At 61.9% G+C, this 18,527-nt stretch carries 20 protein-coding genes; 7 read left to right on the forward strand and 13 right to left on the reverse strand.

Going from position 1 to position 18,527, the window contains the following annotated elements:
* Nucleotides 1-71: 71 nt before the first annotated feature.
* Both purD and phaR read right to left on the reverse strand, forming a co-directional pair.
* Entirely contained in the window at nt 72-1,358 is a 1,287-nt protein-coding gene (gene purD / locus ETC27_RS03570) for a phosphoribosylamine--glycine ligase (RefSeq protein ID WP_136253577.1), read from the reverse strand.
* Between the two features lie 84 nt (nt 1,359-1,442).
* On the reverse strand, nt 1,443-1,925 hold the full coding sequence (phaR, locus tag ETC27_RS03575; RefSeq protein WP_136253578.1) for a polyhydroxyalkanoate synthesis repressor PhaR: 483 nt from the start codon (nt 1,923-1,925) through the stop codon (nt 1,443-1,445).
* Between the two features lie 105 nt (nt 1,926-2,030).
* Between phaR and ETC27_RS03580 the strand changes: the two genes are divergently transcribed.
* Nucleotides 2,031-2,744 carry a 16S rRNA (uracil(1498)-N(3))-methyltransferase gene (locus tag ETC27_RS03580; RefSeq protein WP_136253579.1) on the forward strand — a complete coding sequence of 238 codons (714 nt, stop codon included), beginning with the start codon at nt 2,031-2,033 and terminating at the stop codon, nt 2,742-2,744.
* 6 nt (nt 2,745-2,750) lie between these two features.
* On the opposite strand, the gene ETC27_RS03585 is transcribed toward ETC27_RS03580, so the two are convergent.
* From ETC27_RS03585 to ETC27_RS03635, 11 genes are all read right to left on the reverse strand, one after another.
* Nucleotides 2,751-4,067, reverse strand: a complete 1,317-nt coding sequence (locus ETC27_RS03585; RefSeq protein WP_136253580.1) for a lytic murein transglycosylase — start codon at nt 4,065-4,067, stop codon at nt 2,751-2,753.
* A gap of 225 nt (nt 4,068-4,292) precedes the next feature.
* Nucleotides 4,293-4,763: a DUF3429 domain-containing protein gene (locus ETC27_RS03590; protein ID WP_136253581.1), complete on the reverse strand. Its 471-nt coding sequence runs from the start codon at nt 4,761-4,763 to the stop codon at nt 4,293-4,295.
* On the reverse strand, nt 4,763-6,187 hold the full coding sequence (locus ETC27_RS03595; RefSeq protein ID WP_136253582.1) for a DASH family cryptochrome: 1,425 nt from the start codon (nt 6,185-6,187) through the stop codon (nt 4,763-4,765). Before ETC27_RS03595 ends, ETC27_RS03590 begins: the two co-directional genes overlap by 1 nt.
* On the reverse strand, nt 6,184-6,336 hold the full coding sequence (locus tag ETC27_RS03600; protein ID WP_136253583.1) for a DUF2256 domain-containing protein: 153 nt from the start codon (nt 6,334-6,336) through the stop codon (nt 6,184-6,186). The genes ETC27_RS03595 and ETC27_RS03600 overlap by 4 nt, the downstream gene beginning before the upstream one ends.
* A 159-nt stretch (nt 6,337-6,495) precedes the next feature.
* The gene (gene mnhG, locus ETC27_RS03605) at nt 6,496-6,903 is read right to left on the reverse strand and encodes a monovalent cation/H(+) antiporter subunit G (protein ID WP_136253584.1); all 408 of its coding nucleotides are present in this window, start codon (nt 6,901-6,903) and stop codon (nt 6,496-6,498) included.
* Nucleotides 6,896-7,165, reverse strand: a complete 270-nt coding sequence (locus tag ETC27_RS03610; protein ID WP_136253585.1) for an MrpF/PhaF family protein — start codon at nt 7,163-7,165, stop codon at nt 6,896-6,898. The genes mnhG and ETC27_RS03610 overlap by 8 nt, the downstream gene beginning before the upstream one ends.
* An 18-nt stretch (nt 7,166-7,183) precedes the next feature.
* Complete coding sequence (locus tag ETC27_RS03615) at nt 7,184-7,657, reverse strand: Na+/H+ antiporter subunit E (RefSeq protein WP_136253586.1); 474 nt, start codon at nt 7,655-7,657, stop codon at nt 7,184-7,186.
* Nucleotides 7,654-9,171 carry a Na+/H+ antiporter subunit D gene (locus tag ETC27_RS03620; RefSeq protein WP_136253587.1) on the reverse strand — a complete coding sequence of 506 codons (1,518 nt, stop codon included), beginning with the start codon at nt 9,169-9,171 and terminating at the stop codon, nt 7,654-7,656. The genes ETC27_RS03615 and ETC27_RS03620 overlap by 4 nt, the downstream gene beginning before the upstream one ends.
* A complete protein-coding gene (locus ETC27_RS03625) occupies nt 9,168-9,515 on the reverse strand; it encodes a Na+/H+ antiporter subunit C (RefSeq protein ID WP_136253588.1) in 348 nt (115 codons plus the stop codon). Before ETC27_RS03625 ends, ETC27_RS03620 begins: the two co-directional genes overlap by 4 nt.
* A gap of 18 nt (nt 9,516-9,533) precedes the next feature.
* On the reverse strand, nt 9,534-9,989 hold the full coding sequence (locus tag ETC27_RS03630; protein ID WP_136253589.1) for a Na+/H+ antiporter subunit B: 456 nt from the start codon (nt 9,987-9,989) through the stop codon (nt 9,534-9,536).
* Nucleotides 9,982-12,327: a putative monovalent cation/H+ antiporter subunit A gene (locus tag ETC27_RS03635; RefSeq protein WP_136253590.1), complete on the reverse strand. Its 2,346-nt coding sequence runs from the start codon at nt 12,325-12,327 to the stop codon at nt 9,982-9,984. Before ETC27_RS03635 ends, ETC27_RS03630 begins: the two co-directional genes overlap by 8 nt.
* 238 nt (nt 12,328-12,565) lie before the next feature.
* Between ETC27_RS03635 and ETC27_RS03640 the strand changes: the two genes are divergently transcribed.
* The 6 genes from ETC27_RS03640 to ETC27_RS03665 are packed head-to-tail and all read left to right on the forward strand — an operon-like array spanning nt 12,566 to nt 18,407.
* Complete coding sequence (locus ETC27_RS03640) at nt 12,566-15,379, forward strand: monovalent cation/H+ antiporter subunit A (RefSeq protein ID WP_136253591.1); 2,814 nt, start codon at nt 12,566-12,568, stop codon at nt 15,377-15,379.
* The gene (locus ETC27_RS03645; protein WP_136253592.1) at nt 15,379-15,726 is read left to right on the forward strand and encodes a Na+/H+ antiporter subunit C; all 348 of its coding nucleotides are present in this window, start codon (nt 15,379-15,381) and stop codon (nt 15,724-15,726) included. Before ETC27_RS03640 ends, ETC27_RS03645 begins: the two co-directional genes overlap by 1 nt.
* Nucleotides 15,726-17,243, forward strand: coding sequence for a monovalent cation/H+ antiporter subunit D (locus ETC27_RS03650; RefSeq protein WP_136253593.1), 1,518 nt, complete (start codon nt 15,726-15,728; stop codon nt 17,241-17,243). The genes ETC27_RS03645 and ETC27_RS03650 overlap by 1 nt, the downstream gene beginning before the upstream one ends.
* Nucleotides 17,240-17,737 carry a Na+/H+ antiporter subunit E gene (locus ETC27_RS03655; protein ID WP_136253594.1) on the forward strand — a complete coding sequence of 166 codons (498 nt, stop codon included), beginning with the start codon at nt 17,240-17,242 and terminating at the stop codon, nt 17,735-17,737. The genes ETC27_RS03650 and ETC27_RS03655 overlap by 4 nt, the downstream gene beginning before the upstream one ends.
* Nucleotides 17,731-18,000, forward strand: coding sequence for a K+/H+ antiporter subunit F (locus ETC27_RS03660; RefSeq protein ID WP_136253595.1), 270 nt, complete (start codon nt 17,731-17,733; stop codon nt 17,998-18,000). The genes ETC27_RS03655 and ETC27_RS03660 overlap by 7 nt, the downstream gene beginning before the upstream one ends.
* Before the next feature lie 14 nt (nt 18,001-18,014).
* On the forward strand, nt 18,015-18,407 hold the full coding sequence (locus ETC27_RS03665; RefSeq protein ID WP_136253596.1) for a Na+/H+ antiporter subunit G: 393 nt from the start codon (nt 18,015-18,017) through the stop codon (nt 18,405-18,407).
* Nucleotides 18,408-18,527: the final 120 nt, after the last annotated feature.

Here is an 18,527-nt window from a genome sequence, read left to right on the forward strand (position 1 = left end):
GCTCGGAGTTAGCCCCCAGCGCGGGATGGTGTTTGCTTCGAACGCGGCCGTGTGGCGATACGCTTAGGCGATCAACGCTCCCTTGCGATGGCGCGGAAGGCGATATCGTGGCGATAACTCATGTCCGTCCAGTCGATGGCGGAAACGCCTTCGTAGGCGAGCGCCTGAGCAATGGCCACTGTATCTCCCAAGGCCGTTACACATAGCACGCGTCCGCCACTGGTCGCGACACGACCTTGGTCGTCCAGAGCCGTACCAGCATGGAACACCCGACAGCCCGTATCCTCGGCGGCTTCGATGCCATCGATTACATCGCCCTTGCGATAGCTGCCTGGATAGCCACCGGCCGCCAGCACCACGCCTACCGCGTTACGGGGATCCCACTGAATGGTCGCGCGATCGAGTTCGCCGCGGGTGCCCGCCAAGCATAGAGCTGCCAGGTCGGATTCGAGTCGCATCATGATCGGCTGCGTTTCCGGGTCACCAAAGCGGCAGTTGTATTCGATCACCTTGGGGGCGCCGGTCTTGTCGATCATCAGGCCCGCGTAGAGAAAGCCGGTATAGGGATGGCCCTCTTCTGCCATGCCCTTGACCGTAGGCAGAATCACTTCGTCCATGATGCGCTGATAGACCGCCTCGGTGACGACCGGGGCCGGCGAATAGGCCCCCATGCCACCGGTATTGGGGCCTGTATCGCCATCACCTGCGCGCTTGTGATCCTGGCTGGTCGCCATCGGTAACACATGCTCGCCGTCCACCATCACGATGAAGCTCGCTTCCTCACCCTCGAGGTACTCCTCGATCACCACCCGTGCCCCGGCATCACCGAAGGCATTGGCCTCGAGCATGTCACGGATCGCCGCCTCGGCCTCGACCTTGGTCATGGCAACGATCACCCCCTTGCCGGAGGCCAGGCCATCGGCCTTGATGACGATCGGGGCGCCCTTTTTGGCGAGGTAGTCAAGTGCCGGTTCAACGGCGGTGAAGGTCTGATAATCCGCACTGGGAATGTCATGGCGAGCAAGGAAGTCCTTGGTAAAGGACTTGGATCCTTCAAGCTGGGCGGCAGCCTGGGTCGGGCCGAAGATAGCCAGGCCCGCGGCCTGAAAACGATCGACAACGCCCGCGACCAGCGGGGCCTCGGGGCCGACGATGGTCAGTTCGATGCCGTGATCACGGGCGAAGGTTTCAAGCCCCTCAAGGTCGGTTACCGCAATATCGACATTGGAGACCTTGGGCTCGATGAGGCTGCCAGCATTGCCGGGTGCCACGTAAACCGTTTCAACGTGAGAAGACTGAGCGACCTTCCAGGCCAGGGCATGTTCGCGGCCGCCGCCGCCGATGATCAGAACCTTCATCTTCAACCTTGCTCGACTGTTGTCTGAGGATAATACGAATTTAGCGGGGCATTATGCCAGAAAAGCCACCGCCCGTATCGGGGCTCAGTCCTTGTCGCTGCTGGTGTCGCTTTCGGATTCGCCGTCCTTGCCAGTGTCCTTGGGCTGCTGATTAAAGGTCTTCTGCCAGAAGCGCATGTTTTCCTCGGCCATCTCGCGCATCATTTCCATCGGCGTATGGCGCATGGCCTCCTTCCACTGATCCTGCATACGTTGCTGCTGTTCAAGCATCAGGTGGGTGCCCTGCTCCAGGTAGCGAGCCAGTGGCAGCGGCTGTGCCATGTCGTAGACACGTATGAATTGGGCCAGCAGATCGTTGGAGAACACCTCGGAGTCGCCGCCCGCTTGCTCCTGCTCGATGATGATCGACAACAGAATGGTACGCGTCAGATCCTCTCCGGACTTGGCGTCTTCGACGCGAAAGGGCACCTCCTCAATAATCAGGTTGCGCAGGTCTTCCAGCGTTACATAGCGGCTCTGCTCGGTATCATAGAGCCTGCGGTTGGCATACTTGCGAATCACGCGCACGGGCGGTGCTCCTGTTCTCGACTTTGCTGGTATTGTGCACCGCGTCCGACGTTCTAGCCACCATCGTCATCTATCTGTCATCCGCTTGTGCGGCGCCGAGGCCCCATGAACCTGATTTTGCTTGATCCCGCCGACCTGACCGACGACCACCACGCCTGGGTGCGCGACCCAAGACGCTTGCGCCACCTGACCGAGGTACATCGTGCCCGCCCAGGCGATGAGCTGACACTGGGTCTGCGCGGCGGCGCCATCGGTCGCGGCCGGCTGGTCACGCTGAATGAAGATGGCGCTCACTTCGCACTCGATGCCCTCGACCAGGCGCCGCCACCGGCGCTGGACATCGAACTGGTGCTGGCCTTGCCGCGCCCGCGAATGCTGGCCCGGACACTTGAGCACGTCACGGCCCTGGGGGTGAAGCGCATCACCCTGCTGCACACCCGACGGGTGGAGAAGAGCTACTGGCAATCCCCCGAACTGTCCGACGAGAAGATTCACCAGCATCTGGTGCTGGGCCTGGAGCAAGCCCGCGACACCGTGATGCCCGAAGTGGAGTTGGAAACCCGCTTCAAACCCTTCGTCGAAGATCGCCTGCCAGCCCAGCTCAGTGGGCGTCAAGGACTACTGGCTCATCCCGGCATGGAAGCGGCCTGTCCCCGCGGACTCACGGCACCCGCCACCCTGGTAGTGGGACCCGAGGGCGGTTTTATTCCCTATGAGGTCGAGGCGCTACTGGCAGCCGGCTGCCAAGGCATTCACCTGGGCAGCCGAATCTTGCGGGTCGAGACGGCGGTCGTCGCCCTGCTCGCACGGCTGGGTTGAACGGCCTTATTCCTGCAGACGTTCAAGCAGCGACACTGTCGCGAAACCATCCGGTGTCAGCCCCAGGGACGCCTGATAGGCCCGCAGCCCAGCGCGGGTATTGGGCCCCATGATGCCGTCTGGCGTGCCGGTCGCGAAGCCACGAGCATTGAGGGCGCGCTGCAGCTCACGCACCTGCGCTCTGGAAAGCGGCGTCTCTTGTCGCGGCCAGTCGGCACGTATGCCCGGCTCTTCCGCGATACGACGCGAAAGCGTACCCACCGCCAACGCATAGCTGGTGGCATTGTTATAACGCAGGATGGCGCGATAGTTGCCACCGACCAGAAAGGCGGGACCTCGAGCGCCAGCTGGCGCGAGAATCGATGCATTGTTGAGTGTTGGCAGCGTTTCCGAGCCCATGGCGCGCACGCCCTGACGGGCCCAAGCCTCGCTTGACCGCCGGGTGGCCAGTTCGGTTTGGGAGTAGTCGAAATCGGCCGGCAGCCGCACTTCGATGCCCCAGGGCTCGCCGGCCTGCCAGCCGGCCCGGGCCAAGTAGTTGGCAGTAGAAGCCATGACATCGGGGATGCTACCCCAGATATCGCGTCGGCCATCACCGTCGCCGTCCTTGGCATAGGCAAGATAGCTTGATGGCAGGAACTGCGTGTGCCCCATGGCACCGGCCCAGCTGCCGATCATGCGCTCAGGAGCGATATCACCGCCCTCGATGATTTTCAGTGCCGCAATCAGTTCGTCATGAGCGAAGTCGCGACGACGACCATCGAAGGCCAGCGTCGCCAGGGAATCCAGCGTAGAAAAGCTGCCAAAGTTGCTGCCGTAGTTGCTCTCCACTCCCCAGATCGCCACTACCACCTCGGCGGGCACACCGTAGCCTCTGGTCATGCGCTCGGCCGTGGCACGGTGCTCGTCCAGACGCTCGCGACCGTTGCTCACGCGGGTCGAAGACACGGCCGTATCCAGATACTGCCAGATGGGACGCACGAACTCGGGTTGGGCACGGTCGTACTCGAGGATCTTGGGCCGGTAGCGAATATCGCCAAGGGCTCGATCAAGGGTCGACTCGGCGATCCCTCTGGAGCGCGCTTCACGCCTGAAATCAGCGAGCCAGGCGTCAAAGGATGCTGGCGACTCAGCCTGTGCATCGCGCTTATTCTGACCAGTCTCAGCGGTCTTGGCCGCTTGATCGTCAGACTGAGACGGCGCTTGCGCCGGGGCTTGGGCCTTTAGCGGTGTCTGGTCTTGAGCCAGAGCATCAGTCGACTGACTGCTCTGACAGCCAACCAGGCTGCTCAGCAGCAACGAGCATACGAGGATCCTGCGCATGGCGGGGCGATACTCCATCATCACGGGGTAAAGCGGGCATCATCGCGCAGATCAACCTGCACCACCAGCCTTAGGCTTTGTGCGAAAAGTCGACGAGCGAAGGATAGACAAGACAAAAATCAGCGAAAAAGCGGAGTTTACAGGCCGTAAATGAGTATTTTGAGCTGATTTTTAACGTCGTATAGCCGAGCGCAGACACTTTTCAGACATGGCCTAGCGTTTTTGTCATTGCAAGCCAAGCCAAAGCCTGAGAATCACCGCCAGATGGCAGGCCACCACCACCGCGGTCAGCACGTTACGCAAGCGTCGATACCAGTCAGGCAGTACAGCGCCTCCTGCAGCACTTGCTTCATAACCGCGCACCGCCATAAAGCCAAGCATCAGCGACATGGCGCCCGGCACGCCTCCCCACAAGAGGGCCGGCCAGGCGATCAGACTAGGCGCCATGCTTAACAACACGCGGACACGAAAGGCGGGGGTCGCCGGCGCGTCACGCCCCATGGCAAGCCCCCAATGGATGCCACCGAGAAAGGACAGTATCACCGCGCTGTAATAAAGAAAGGCGGTGACTGCCGAGGCCTGCCAGCTGAGTGGTGCCCACCACGCGGCGAGAGACGCCGCCACGAATGGCAATAGGCCGGAGAGGCCAAGCATGACGGGGAGATGACGAACATCATTACGTAAAAGAACAGGCATCACGTCTCCTTGAAGGAATCGCTACTGGCATCTCGCAACGGTATCTGCTCATCGTCCCAGGCGGCAGGTGAAACCACCGGCGCAGAGAAGGCCTGCGGGGCGGCACGCCAGGGCTGATGGCGCGCATCGCCTTCCGCCAGGCCCACAAGTTCTGGTAGCCAGTGGCTGACGTAGTCGCCGGCCGGGTCGTAGCGGCGGGCCTGCCAGAGCACATTGAAATAATGGCCGCGGCTCGCCTCACGGCCGGCACCCGCCACATACCCCCAGTTTCCCCAGTTGCTGGCAACATCGAAATCAATCAGACAATGCTCGAACCAGGCAGCGCCTAGCCGCCAATCCACGCCCAGGTCATGAACCAAGAAACTTGCCACATTCTGGCGCACCCGGTTGGACTGCCAGCCAGTGGACGAGAGTTCACGCATGCCGGCATCGATAAAGGGCACACCGGTCTCGCCATGACACCAGTCGTGGAACGCTGCAGGTGGCTCGGGAAGCTCCCGGGGGCCATAAAGTCCCGCTTTGGCCTGGCGCGCGGCCCAGTAAAAATATTCACGCCACATGAGTTCGAAGATGACCCAGCCGCTCGACTCACAGGCCCCATGGTCACTTTCCCATGCCCGAACCTGATCATGAATCTGTCGTGCTGACAGACATCCAAGGGCTAGCCAGGGCGACAGCCGTGTCGAAAACTCGGCGCCCAGCAGGCCATTACGGGTCTGCTTGTAGCGCGCAATCGCACCGGTGTGCCAAAGATAGGATTCGAGTCGCATCTGGCCGGCTTCTTCTCCGCCCTGGAAGCGAAATTCACCGCGAGGGTCGGCACGCCAGGCGGCCGCGTCGGGGCAGAGATCCTTGAGGGGTGGCAGGCCGCGGGGCGCATCCTCGGGCCACAGAGGCAAGGTGACTGGGGCCGGCTGAGCAGCCGGCACACCGTTGGCGCTTTCCATGCGGCGACGAAAGGCCGAAAAACTGCCCGGCAGGTCCTCCAGAGCAAAAGGGAGCGCAGGGCGCTCGAACAAGGTACCGCCTTCGCACCGCCGTAGATCGCAGCCCGCGGGCAAGCGCTCGCAGAGTCTTGAAAGGTCGGCTTTTTCATCATAACCGGCGGCGTCTCGCACATGAATGCGCACGACGCTCAATGCAGTGGCAAGTTCGGCAATGACCGCCGACGGGTCCCCCATCCGCACCAGCAGATCACCGCCCCGCTTCAGAAGTTCACCGCGCAGGGCGATCAGGCTCTGCCACAGGAAGCCCAGCCGGGCTGGGCCGATGCGTCGCGCCGATAGCCCCGGGGCCAGGGGAGAGATCCAGCGCTCATCGAGGACATAAACGCACATCAAGGAGGCCGGCGGCGAGGCAAACTGGAAGAGCGGATTATCGCTCAGTCTCAGGTCATCGCGCAGCCATACCAGTTCGGGGTTCATGACGACCGCCTGGCGCTGCGCGCCTCACGGCGACATCGCTCACTGCAATGCTGCACCTCATCCCAGCAGTGAGCCCACTTTCGCCGCCAGCGAAAAGGACGCTCGCACTGACGACAGGTCTTGACGGGAAGCTCGGCCTTGCGTCGCATGCCACCACCTTGGCCTTGCCCGACGGCCGGCCTGAAGAATTGGACAAAAATATTATTAAGTACATGTATTGTACATGATAATCGCCCATCAGGAAGGCATCACGAAGAAGGCCGCCCGAGGGCGGCCATTATGAGGGCAGGATCTAATGAGAGGTCGCCTCAGCCGGCTTCATCGGACTCGCCGGGTGCAGGAGCGGCATTGGCATCGGTCTCCCGATGGCTGCTGAGCCGATGGGTGACCGAGTCATAATTGGGCCTGAGCTCATCCTTGACCGTACCGCTCCACAGGCGCGTACCGACGAAGTATCCCGCCCGCCCAATCACATGGGCCGCCACCGGCGCGGTCAGCAGGAGGAAGAGTATGACCCCGAAGGCCCTGGCCACCACGGCCTCGACGGCGAAATGCAGTGCCACCGCCAGCATGATCAGCGAGGCGCCCAGGGTCGCGGCCTTGGTGGTGGCGTGCATGCGGGTCAGCAGGTCGGGCAGACGCAGTACCCCGAGGGCGGCCACCAGCATGAAAACGGACCCGGCCAGGATCAGAATGTTCTTAAGCAGCTCAATCATCCCGCGGCCCCCCTCGCTCAAGGAAACGGGCGAAACCTATGGTGGCCATGAAGGCCATCAGCGCCATGACGATGGCCACATCGAGGAGGCTCGGAACATCGGTAGCGATGGCGATCAGGCCAATCATGCCGACCAGGATTGCCGAGAAGAGCTCCAGTGCCACCACCCGATCCGGTAGGCTGGGGCCGCGATAGAGGCGCGCAAAGGCCAGGCAAAGCGCCAGTGCCATCATGGCAAGACTCACAAGGATGATGCTCGACAAGGGACTCTCCTCACGTCGCTAGTGAAACAGGGCCAGGGCGCGGCGCTCTAGCTCGGCCAGGCTGCGCCTAAGTGCCGGCTCATCGTCCAGGAACATGGCATGGATATAGAGCACGCGTCGATCATCGGACACGTCCAGGCTCAGGGTTCCCGGTGTCAGCGAGATCAGGTTGGCGACGAAGGCGATCTCGAACTCGGTCCTGGCCTTCAGGGGCATAGCGATCACTCCTGGGGTCATGTACCAGGGTGGTGTCACGATGTCGTAGGCAACCTTGAGATTGGCAACCACCAGCTCCTTGAGGAAAAACCCGACGAAGCGGATCAGGCGCGGCAGCCGCTGAGCATAGCCAGCCAGCGCCGGCACCTGAGGCTGGATCAGCGCCAGTGCCAGATAGCCGAAGATCAGCCCGGCCAGCAGGCTGCCCCCGCTGAAGTCGCCGGTAAGCACCACCCAGGCTAGGCCGAGCAGCAGGTTCCAGGCGGCTCCGGTCATGGCATTTCCTCCCCGTTCGTGCCGAGCACGGCCTGAATATAGCGCTCGGGCGCCAACAGCTGCCCTGCAGAAGCCTCGGCCAGATTATAGAGAGGCTCGGCGTTGAGGCCGATGAACAGTGTACAGAGCGCCAGCCCCACCACCGGCGTGGCCATGAGCCACATCTCCCGCTGGCCGACCGCCTTAGGGACGCCATCGTCCTCTTCATCGGGCGATGCCTTCCAGAACACCTCGGCCCAGATCTTGATCATCGAGTACAGCGTGAGTAACCCCACGAGCAGCGCGATAAAGGTAACGCCATAGGCCTCGGCTTCGATACCGGCCCGTATAACGATGAACTTGGCAAAGAAACCGGACAGGGGCGGCATACCGGCAAGCGACAGCGCCGGAATCAGGAACAGCACGGCCAGCCACGGATGGCTGCGATAGAAACCACCGAGCGCCGCGAGCTGATAGCTTCCGCTAACCCGGTGAACAATGCCACTGATCAGAAAGAGCGTCGTCTTCACGATGATGTGATGGACGATGTAGAAGACCCCACCGATGAGGGCCAGTGGCGTGAACAGGGCCAGCCCGAGAAGCATGTACCCGATCTGGCTGACGATATGGAACGACAGGATGCGCCGGAACTCGAACTGCGCCGCCGCCCCCAGCACGCCAGACAGCATGGTCAGGCCGGCGCCCCATAGCAGGATCTCGTGGGTATAGCCCGGGCTGTGGTGGAAGATCAGCGTGAAAACCCGAAACAACGCATAGACCCCGACCTTGGTCAGCAGGGCAGCAAACAGCGCCGAGACGGCCACCGGCGGGGTATGGTAGGAGGCCGGCAGCCAGAAAAACAGGGGAAAGGCGGCGGCCTTGATGCCAAAGGCCACCATGAACATCATCGCCAGGACATCGGCCATGCCGTCGTCTTCGAGGGTCGCGAGCCGGCGGGCAATGTCGGCCATGTTGAGCGTGCCCACCATGCCGTAGAGCAGCCCCACCGCGACCAGGAAGATCACAGAGGACACCAGGTTAAGCGTGACGTACTTGATCGCCCCTTCCATCTGCGCCTTCTCGCTACCGAGGATCAGCAACGCAAAGGACGCCACCAGCATCACTTCAAACCAGACATAGAGGTTGAAGATGTCACCGGTGAGAAAGGCGCCGGCCACGCCGGCCAGCAGCAGATGCAACAGAGGAAAGTAGCCATAGGCCTCGTGACCGCGGCCGACCGTTGCCAGCGAAAAGAGCGCCACCGCGAAACCGATGATGCCGGTGAGCACGACCATGATGGCGCCCAGCAGGTCGGCCACCAGGCTGATACCGAAGGGGGCCGCCCAGCCGCCCATATGCATGACCTGGATGCCGTCGCCCCGCACCGTGACCAGCAGCCACAGGCTGGTGGCCAGCAGGCCGGCCGTTCCGGCCACCGCGATGAATCGCTGCATACCCCGGGAACGCCAGAACACCAGTGACACGGCTCCCGCGAACAGCGGAATGAGAATCGGCAATGCGACCTGAGGCATCATGTGTCCGTATCCTTCATCTGATCCAGATCATCGGCACCCACGATTTCCCAGGCACGGCGCACCAGTACCACGGCGAAGGATAGCACCCCGAAGGCGATGACAATCGCCGTAAGCACCAGCGCCTGAGGCAAGGGGTCAGCCACCGCCGTCTCGGGGGCGGTCATTCCCTTCGGCACCAGGGGCGGGGCACCCCGCACCATCCCCGCCGTAGCGAAGATCAAGAGATTGGCGGCATTCGAGAGCAGAATCAGTCCGATCACCAGTTTGACGATCGAACGTCGCAGCATCATATAAATGGCAGCGGCAAACAGGATGCCGATGGTGATGGCCATCAAGGGCTCCATGGGATCTCCTTAACCGTCCTAATGGGTCTGGTCGTGGTCGGTCGGGTCATGTTCGGCCTGATCGGTATCGACCAGAGCGGTAATGGCGGTCAGTACCGACCCCACCACCACCAGATAGACGCCAATATCGAAGATCAGGGGCGTCGAGGCTTTGAAATCGATGACCGGAATCGTCCACCACTGGGCGGTGAAGAAGGGTTCACCGGCCCACCAGCCCGGCAGCGTCGAGATCACGCCGAGCAGGAGCCCCATGCCGATCAGGTCCCGGGGCGACACCTTCAGCATCTCTCCCAGCGCATGCCGTCCCTGGGAAAACAGGTAGAGCGCGAAGGCGCCCGATGCCACCAGCCCGGCGATGAAGCCACCACCCGGCTCGTCGTGTCCCCGCAGCAGCAGGAACACCGAAAACAGCAGCTGCAGCGGCAGCAGCAGGCGTGCCGCCGCATTGAGGATCAGGGTGCCCGATCTACCCATGGTCGTCCTCCGTCGGCGCAAGATTGCGTCGTCCGTCACGGTCAACGCCTTCGCCCAGCGCGGCATGGAAGCGCAGCATCGCAAAGACCCCGATGGCGGCCAGGGCCAGAACGAACATCTCTCCCAGCGTATCCAGCGCCCGGAAATCCACCAGAATGACGTTGACGATATTGTGGCCATGCCCCAAGGGCTGGCTGTTGGCAACCATGTAGTCCGAAATCCGTGGCAGTCGCTCGCCGGAGAGCACCGCGAGCATCAGCAGCGTGATCAGCCCCCCGGTGAGGCTCGCCACCACCAGATCACGCAGACGCTCGGTCGGCGTGGACAGGGTGGCGAAGCGCGGCAGGCGAAATAGCACCAGTACCAGCAGAATCACTGTCAGCGTCTCGACCAGCAGCTGGGTAATGGCCAGGTCCGGCGCGCTGAAGAGCACGAAGGTCAGGGCGATGGAGAACCCCATGACGCCAAGTGCGGCTACCGCTGCCAGGCGCGAGCGCATCACGCAGGCCGCCACAGCACCGGCGATCATCAGCCCAGCCGTTACCGCCTCGTGAAAGTAGACCGACAGCGTCACATCGGGGGCCAGGCCGTGCCGAAAGAACAGCGCATGCCCGACGAGCCCCACTAGCACCAGTAGGGTCATCACCAGATAGTTGCGGATATAGCCGTTCTGCAGGAAGCGGGTCTGCCCGTCCGCCAGGATCACCAGCCCCGCCATCAACGCGTCGTAGCCGGCTTCGGGCCCGCAGCGTATCAGAGGCGCGAGGCGGGTTAGCCCAGCGCGCAGCCGGTCCCATAAGCGGTAGATCGTAAGCCCCAGCACTAGGCTGGCAAACGACAACGCGAGCGGCAGGTTAAAGCCATGCCACAGCGCTAGGTGAACCTTGGCCTCAGGCGCCCCCATGCCTGTAACGACAGCGCCCACTACTGGATCAAGCAGCCCCGGCACCAGACCAAACAGCAGCGACAGTGCGGCCAGCAGCCCGGGGCCTGCCAACATGACACGAGAGGGGTCATGAGGGGGCTGGGGCGTATCTTGCCGCTGGCCGAAGAAGGGCCGCAGCACAATGATCGCCGCCACCGCCAGGGTCAGGAAAGCTGCCGTGAAGGCCAGCAGTAGAATCAGTAGGCGCCAAAAAGGCGCCTCAAGCACCGATGTCAGCATCAGCTCCTTGCCCACAAAGCCCAACAGGGGCGGCAGGCCCGCCAACGACAGCCCGGCGACCCCGGCAACGATGGCGGTCGCCGGCATGAGATGACGCAGCCCGCCCATCGCCGTGACGTCCTTGGTGCCAGTCTCGTGATCAAGAATACCGGCCACCATGAACAGCGCCCCCTTGTAGAGCGAGTGCGCCAACAAGAAGACGGCGAAGGCCACCAGGGCTTTCTCGGTGCCGATACCGAGCAACATGGTCAAGGTGCCAAGCCCCATCACCGTGGAGTAGGCCAGCAGCTTCTTCACGTTGGTGTGCTGCATCGCCAGGAAGGCGCCAGTGACCATGGTCACAGCCCCGACCAAGGAGAGAGTGATAACCCAGCCATCCGTGCCCCCAAGGGCCGGGTGCAACCGGGCAAGCAGGTAGACCCCGGCCTTAACCATGGTCGCCGAGTGCAGATAGGCGGAGACCGGTGTGGGGGCTGCCATGGCGTTAGGCAGCCAGAAATGGAAGGGAAACTGTGCCGACTTGGTGAAGGCGCCCAGCAGCACGCAGATCAGCAGAGGCGTATAGAGGTCGTGGCCGCGCAAGACATCGCCGCGCTGGACGAGCTCGTGCAGCGACCAACTGTCGCCGGCCAAGGCCAACAAAACGAAGCCGGCAAGCAGCGCCAAACCGCCACCAACGGTGACGAGCAGTCCCTGAAGTGCGGCTTTACGCGCGGCGCTGTCTGTGTGGTTAAAGCCGATCAAAAGGTAAGAGGTGATGCTGGTGAGTTCCCAGAACACGAAGAGCGTGACCAGGTTGTCGGCAAGCACCAAGCCAAGCATCGACATCATGAAGGCGGTGATCACCACCAGGAAGCGAGGCAGATCACGGTGGCCGTGAAGATACTCCCTCGAGTAGACCAGCACCAGGGCGCCAATCACTGTAATGAGCATCGCGAACAGCCAGGCGAGGCCGTCGATCATAAAGGTCAGGGTGATATCGAGTCCCGGCACCCAGGCCTGTTCAAGGAGCAGGACATCGCCGGACGCGATCACTGGCCACTGACTGATAAGCCAGACCGCCAGGGAGGCAGGCAACAGGGCCATGACCAAAGGCGTCCGAGAACCAAACCAGCGATGGAGCAGCGGGACCATGGCGGCCGCCACGAATCCTCCCAGCACGGCTGTTTGCATTTAGCCCTCCTCGCCGGTCAAGATTACGAATTATGCCGCCCAGTTTTGTTACCGAAGCCAGTCTATAGAGATAACATCTTAAAAGGCAAGGTGGCAGCGAGCGGGCTTGCTTTGAGGTAAAGTAGCAAGCGTTTACGCCATGGAAAGGCAGGCAGCTCGCATCGAGACCGGCCATGATTCCGTCTCGACGATACGCCTCGTGTTCTCAAACTCCAGACCCATGCAGGAAGACCAATCGATGACATTGCTGTGGATAGTCTTGCTACCCCTGCTAGGGGTACTGGTGCCCGTGCTCACCGAGCGGCGCGGACGACGCTTCTGCTCTCTGACCACCGCACTACTACCCGCGCTGGCCCTCTTGCTGACCTTAAGCCAAGTACCGGATCTTGCGGCCGGAGAAACGTTGCGCTTCGCCGTCGAATGGATCCCCGCCCTGGGCCTCGACCTGGCCTTCCGGCTGGATGGCCTATCGGTACTGTTCAACATACTGATTCTCGGGATCGGACTACTGATCCTGCTATACGCACACTACTATCTTTCTCCGGAAGAACCTTTTGGGCGCTTCCACGCCTATCTGATCCTGTTCATGACGTCCATGGTCGGTATCGTGATGGCCGACAACCTGCTGCTGCTGTGGCTGTTCTGGGAAATGACCAGTCTCTCGTCCTTCCTGCTGATCGGCTTCTGGTCACACCAGAGTGATGCACGCAAGGGCGCGCGAATGGCACTGACCGTGACCGGCGCCGGCGGTCTCGCACTACTGGCGGGGCTACTACTGCTCGGCGACATGGTCGGCAGCTTCGACATGAACGTGGTGCTTAGCAGTGCCGATGTCATCCTTGCTGATCCGCGCTACCCCATGATGCTGGGTCTGGTGCTGTTGGGTGCCTTCACCAAGTCGGCGCAGTTTCCCTTCCAGTTCTGGCTACCCCACGCCATGGCAGCCCCCACGCCGGTCTCCGCCTATCTGCACTCGGCGACCATGGTCAAGGCCGGCATCTTCTTGATGGCACGCCTGCACCCTGCCATCGCCGGCAGTGAACTATGGTCAGTGGTCGTGACGCTTGTCGGGATGGCCACTATGCTATACGGCGCCTGGTTCGCGCTCCTCAAGACCGACCTCAAGGGTATCCTGGCCTTCTCGACCGTTAGCCACTTGGGACTGATCACCGCGCTATTGGGTATCGGCAGCCCCATGGCGATCCTCGCGGCACTCTTTCACATCCTCAACCACGCGACCTTCAAGGGAGCGCTGTTCATGAGCGCCGGGATCATCGATCACGAGACCGGCACACGGGATATCAGCAAGCTGGGCGGTCTGCGACGGGCCATGCCGGTGACCGCCCTGCTGATGACCTTGGCAGCCGCCTCGATGGCCGGGGTGCCGCTGCTCAACGGCTTCCTCTCCAAGGAGATGTTCTTCACCGAGACGGTGGATGCCAGTCTGCTCGGCGGACTCGGCTGGCTATTGCCGCTGCTGGCGACCCTCGGCGGCGTCCTCTCGGTGGCCTACTCGCTTCGCATGGTGCATGCCGTCTTCTTCAAGCCAGCCAAGACCGCGCCGCCCAAGTTTCCCCATGAGCCACCCTGGCTCATGCGCGCGCCAGTGGTGCTTCTGGTGATACTTTGCGTTGTCGTTGGGCTATTACCTGCAGCAATGGCGACCGGTTTGCTTGATCTTGCCACACAGGCGGTGCTGGGCGAGTCTCTCGACTTCCACCTGGCCATCTGGCACGGCTTCAACCTGCCGCTGGCAATGAGTGCGATCGCCCTGGCAGCCGGTATCATGCTCTACGGTATTCACCCCTCAATTCGCCGGTTCGTGCGCCAGTTCGGCATCACCGATGCACGACAAATCTTCGAGGGCAGCATCCAACGCCTGGTGGTTCGCAGCCAGGCTCTGACCACTCGGATGGAAAATGGCTCGCTGCAGCGCTACATGAGTCTGCTGCTCAGTGCGGCACTGCTGCTTGCCACCTTGGGGCTGTTTGACCTGCCACACCTAGCCGGCAGCCGAGCCGAGGGTGAACTCGACGGCATGTTGATCGTCGGCGCGGCACTGCTGATCTTCGGCGCCGTCGGCACCGTGGTAACCCACCGTTATCGCCTGATCTCGCTATTGATGCTGTCGGTGGTGGGGCTTTTGGTCTCACTGACTTTCGCGCGCTTCTCGGCGCCAGACTTAGCGCTGACCCAGCTCTCGGTCGAAGTAGTGACCATGATTCTGCTAATGCTGGCGCTGTTCTTTCTCCCCCAGAAGACGCCTCGAGAATCCTCCGCTCACCGCACCATCCGTGATATCGCCCTGGCGAGCTCCTTGGGTATGGTAGTGGCGAGCCTTAACTATGCGGTACTGACCCGCGAAACCGAAAGCATCTCGAGTTTCTTCCTCGCCAATAGTGTGCCTGGCGGTGGCGGCCATAACGTGGTCAATGTCATTCTGGTTGACTTCCGTGGTTTCGATACGCTGGGCGAGATCACGGTTCTGGCGATCGCCGGTTTGGCGATCTTCAAGCTGCTCAACCGGTTGCGGCTGTTCATGCCGCACAGTGACGGTGAAGGCCGAGTCTGGTCACCGGATCGCTACCCGATGATCCTGACCAGCATTTCTCAATGGCTGTTGCCGCTGGCGTTGCTGGTATCGGTATTCATCTTCCTGCGCGGCCACAATCAGCCCGGCGGCGGCTTCATCGCGGGCCTGGTAACCGCTGTGGCACTGATCTTGGTCTACATGGCCCGCGGCGTGGAATGGACACAGAGTCGACTGGACTTTCCCTACCAGCCGGTGGCCATCGGCGGCGTCGCCGTTGCGACACTGACCGGGCTGGGTAGCTGGCTGTTCGGCCGGCCCTTCCTGACCTCTGCTTTTGGCCATTTCAAGCTACCACTGGTCGGCGAATTCGAGCTGGCCACCGCCATGCTCTTCGACCTAGGCGTCTATCTGGCAGTGGTCGGTGCGACCCTGATGATCCTTGCCAACCTTGGCAAGGTAACCACCCCTCATCGCCCCTCCAAGGATACCCAGACCGCCACCAGCAAGGAGAAACGCTGATGGAAAGCCTGTATGCCATCACCACTGGCATTCTGACCGCCTGTGGCCTCTTCCTAACCCTGCGCGGGCGCAGCTTTCCGGTCGTGGTCGGCCTGACGCTGTTGTCGTATGCGGTCAACCTGTTCCTGTTCTCGATGGGCGGACTGACCACCAATGGCGCCGTCATCGTTGATGGTCCCGGTGACTACGCTGACCCACTGCCCCAGGCGCTGGTGCTCACCGCCATCGTGATCGGCTTCGCCATGACGGCCTTCGCGGTCATCCTGGCCATGCGTGCCCGCGGCGACATGGGCAATGACCATGTCGATGGCCGTCAGACCGATGAGCCGCGAGAGGAGCGCCGCTGATGCTGCAACATCTGATCGTACTGCCCATTGTGATCCCCCTGATCAGCGGTATCCTGCTGCTGATCAGCCGTCACGGCAGCACCCGCATCAAGCGCGCCCTGGGCGTCGGCAGCACCGCCTTGCTGATGCTCATCGCTATCGCCCTGCTTGGCAAGGCAAGCGGTGGTGAGGTCGACTACTACGCACTGGGTGGCTGGCAGCCCCCCTTCGGCATCGTCATGGTGCTAGATCGCCTGTCGGCATTGATGGTCCTGCTGACGGCCGTACTCGCATTAGGCTGCGTGGTCTTCGCCAGTGCCGGTGACGATGAACAGGGCAGCAATTTCCACGGGCTCTTCCAGTTCCAGCTGATGGGCATCAATGGCGCCTTCCTGACCGGCGATTTGTTTAACCTCTTCGTCTTCTTCGAGGTGCTGCTTCTGGCGTCTTACGCCCTGTTGATGCATGGCGGCGGCAAGGCACGTATTCAGGCAGGCCTGCATTATGTCGTGCTCAACCTGGCCGGCTCGGCATTGTTTCTGATCGCGGTTGGCGTGCTCTATGGCGCCACGGGCACCCTTAACATGACGCACATGGCCGTACGCCTAGCCGAGCTCGAAAGCGAGCGTGCCGGGCTGGTCAGCGCTGGCGCCCTGCTGCTGCTGGTGGTATTCGGTCTCAAGGCCGCCATCCTGCCGCTGTATTTCTGGTTGCCACGGGCCTATTCCTCCGCACCGGCACCAGTGGCCGCACTGTTTGCGATCATGACCAAGGTCGGCATCTACGCGATTCTCAGGGTCTATTACCTGATCTTCGGCGACCTGGCAGGCCCTTTGACGGCGCTTGAGCAGCCGTGGGTATGGTGGCTAGGGTTAGGCACTCTGGCGGTCTCGGCCCCGGCTGTGCTGGCCGCCAGAGACTTGCGTTTGCTGGTGGCCTACCTGGTACTGGTCTCGGTCGGCACCTTGCTGGCGGGCATCGGCATGCGGACACCCGAGGCCACCGGCGCCCTGCTCTACTATTTGATCCACACCACTCTGGTCACCGGCGGCCTCTTCCTGCTCGCCGAGCTGATCGGGCTGCAGCGCGGCAAGGCCGGGACCCGCCTGGTCAAGGGTCGTCCGCTGCGCAATGGTGGACTGCTGGCCCTCTTGTTCCTGGTTGGTGCTGCCGCCGTGGCCGGCCTGCCGCCGCTATCCGGCGGCATCGGCAAGGCCTTACTGATGGCTGCCGCAACACCATCACAGCAGCCTTGGCTATGGTCCCTGTTGCTGCTCGTCGGGCTATGTGCCTTGATCGCCTTATCCCGTGCGGGCTCTACCTTGTTCTGGCGTAGCCACGAGGGCGAGCCCAGCGAGCTGGCGCTGGGTAAGCGTCAGCTCTTCGGTGTCATCTGGTTGCTTGGCGCCTCGCCGCTGCTGGTCCTGTTGGCCGGCCCTGTCAGCGACTATACCCAGGCCACCGCCGACCAGCTCAGCTCACCCACGTCGCATATCCGCTCTCTGCTGCCAGAGCATGCCAACGGAGGTGATGCATGATCACGCCCCGCTCCTGGCTTCCCACGCCCCTACTGTCGCTCCTGTTATTGGTCGTCTGGCTGATGTTGGTCAGTAGTGTCTCCTTTGCTCACCTGCTGCTAGGCAGCCTGCTGGCCATCGCTATCCCATTGCTCAGCCGACGTTTCTGGGACGTTCAACCCAATGTCAAAAAGCCCGGACTACTGCTGCGCTACGCACTGCGTCTGCTGGGCGACATCATCCGCGCGAACATTCAAGTGTCCTGGCTGATCCTCAACCCTTGGCGGCGCATGCGCCCGACATTCGTTGAGTATCCCCTGATGCTGCAGGAGCGGTTCACCATCACCTTGCTGGCCAACACCATTACCCTGACGCCTGGGACGGTATCGGCCAACCTGCGTATGGATGGCCGTACCCTGCTGATCCATGCCCTGGATGTCGCCGATGAACAAGCGCTGATCGATGAGATTCGCGAGCGCTACGAGCAGCCGCTCAAGGAGATCTACGAATGCTAGATACTGCGCTTTGGATCAGCCAGGCACTGATCCTGATGGCCCTTGCCCTGAACGTCTATCGCATGATCGTCGGCCCTTCGATGCCCGACCGCTTGCTGGCGCTGGACACCATGTACGTCAATTCCATTGCCCTGATCGTCATGATGGGGCTGTGGTTAAACAGCAAGACGTACTTCGAGGCGGCGCTGCTCATTGCCATGCTCGGTTTCATCAGCACCGTGGCGGTATGCAAGTACTTGCTGCGTGGCGACATCATCGAATAAGCAAGGAGATCATCATGAACTGGTATGTGATGCTTGAAGGCGTCATCTCGTTGCTGCTGATCGCTGGGGGTGCCTTTGCCTTCATCGGCTCGCTGGGGATGGCACACCTCAGAGACTTCTACATGCGCCTGCATGGGCCGACCAAGGCCACCACATTGGGAATCGGCTGCATCCTGAGCGCCTCAATGCTCTACTTCGGTGTCACCGCGGGTCAGCCGGTCGTGCAGGAAATGCTGATTACCCTCTTCCTCTTCATCACCGCCCCCGTCTCCGCCCACCTGCTCGCCAAGACCGGCCTGCACCTGAAACTCACGCATGTCGAGAAGACCCGCGGCAAGCCGGTGGAGCTATACCGTGAGGAAGTCGGCGAGAAGCCAGTACCTCACCCCGACAAGGGCCATGGCTGAGCGCCCCGGCACAAAAAGAAAGACACGAAAGAAAGACACGAAAGGCTCCGGACATTCTCGTCCGGGGCCTTCGTCATTGAGGGGGTGGTGAGCACGTTGCTTTCCCCGCCACTCTTTCGC

It is taken from the genome of Onishia niordana, from assembly GCF_004798965.1.
Taxonomy (GTDB): Bacteria; Pseudomonadota; Gammaproteobacteria; order Pseudomonadales; family Halomonadaceae; genus Onishia; species Onishia niordana.

Bases quoted from the DNA above. Each gene is read 5' to 3' on its own strand.
- purD (WP_136253577.1), bottom strand. From the start codon at position 1,358: ATGAAGGTTCTGATCATCGGCGGCGGCGGCCGCGAACATGCCCTGGCC.
- ETC27_RS03580 (WP_136253579.1), top strand. From the start codon at position 2,031: ATGAACCTGATTTTGCTTGATCCCGCCGACCTGACCGACGACCACCAC.
- ETC27_RS03585 (WP_136253580.1), bottom strand. From the start codon at position 4,067: ATGCGCAGGATCCTCGTATGCTCGTTGCTGCTGAGCAGCCTGGTTGGC.
- ETC27_RS03590 (WP_136253581.1), bottom strand. From the start codon at position 4,763: ATGCCTGTTCTTTTACGTAATGATGTTCGTCATCTCCCCGTCATGCTT.
- ETC27_RS03595 (WP_136253582.1), bottom strand. From the start codon at position 6,187: ATGAACCCCGAACTGGTATGGCTGCGCGATGACCTGAGACTGAGCGAT.
- ETC27_RS03600 (WP_136253583.1), bottom strand. From the start codon at position 6,336: ATGCGACGCAAGGCCGAGCTTCCCGTCAAGACCTGTCGTCAGTGCGAG.
- mnhG (WP_136253584.1), bottom strand. From the start codon at position 6,903: ATGATTGAGCTGCTTAAGAACATTCTGATCCTGGCCGGGTCCGTTTTC.
- ETC27_RS03615 (WP_136253586.1), bottom strand. From the start codon at position 7,657: ATGACCGGAGCCGCCTGGAACCTGCTGCTCGGCCTAGCCTGGGTGGTG.
- ETC27_RS03620 (WP_136253587.1), bottom strand. From the start codon at position 9,171: ATGATGCCTCAGGTCGCATTGCCGATTCTCATTCCGCTGTTCGCGGGA.
- ETC27_RS03625 (WP_136253588.1), bottom strand. From the start codon at position 9,515: ATGGAGCCCTTGATGGCCATCACCATCGGCATCCTGTTTGCCGCTGCC.
- ETC27_RS03630 (WP_136253589.1), bottom strand. From the start codon at position 9,989: ATGGGTAGATCGGGCACCCTGATCCTCAATGCGGCGGCACGCCTGCTG.
- ETC27_RS03635 (WP_136253590.1), bottom strand. From the start codon at position 12,327: ATGCAAACAGCCGTGCTGGGAGGATTCGTGGCGGCCGCCATGGTCCCG.
- ETC27_RS03640 (WP_136253591.1), top strand. From the start codon at position 12,566: ATGACATTGCTGTGGATAGTCTTGCTACCCCTGCTAGGGGTACTGGTG.
- ETC27_RS03645 (WP_136253592.1), top strand. From the start codon at position 15,379: ATGGAAAGCCTGTATGCCATCACCACTGGCATTCTGACCGCCTGTGGC.
- ETC27_RS03650 (WP_136253593.1), top strand. From the start codon at position 15,726: ATGCTGCAACATCTGATCGTACTGCCCATTGTGATCCCCCTGATCAGC.
- ETC27_RS03655 (WP_136253594.1), top strand. From the start codon at position 17,240: ATGATCACGCCCCGCTCCTGGCTTCCCACGCCCCTACTGTCGCTCCTG.
- ETC27_RS03660 (WP_136253595.1), top strand. From the start codon at position 17,731: ATGCTAGATACTGCGCTTTGGATCAGCCAGGCACTGATCCTGATGGCC.
- ETC27_RS03665 (WP_136253596.1), top strand. From the start codon at position 18,015: ATGAACTGGTATGTGATGCTTGAAGGCGTCATCTCGTTGCTGCTGATC.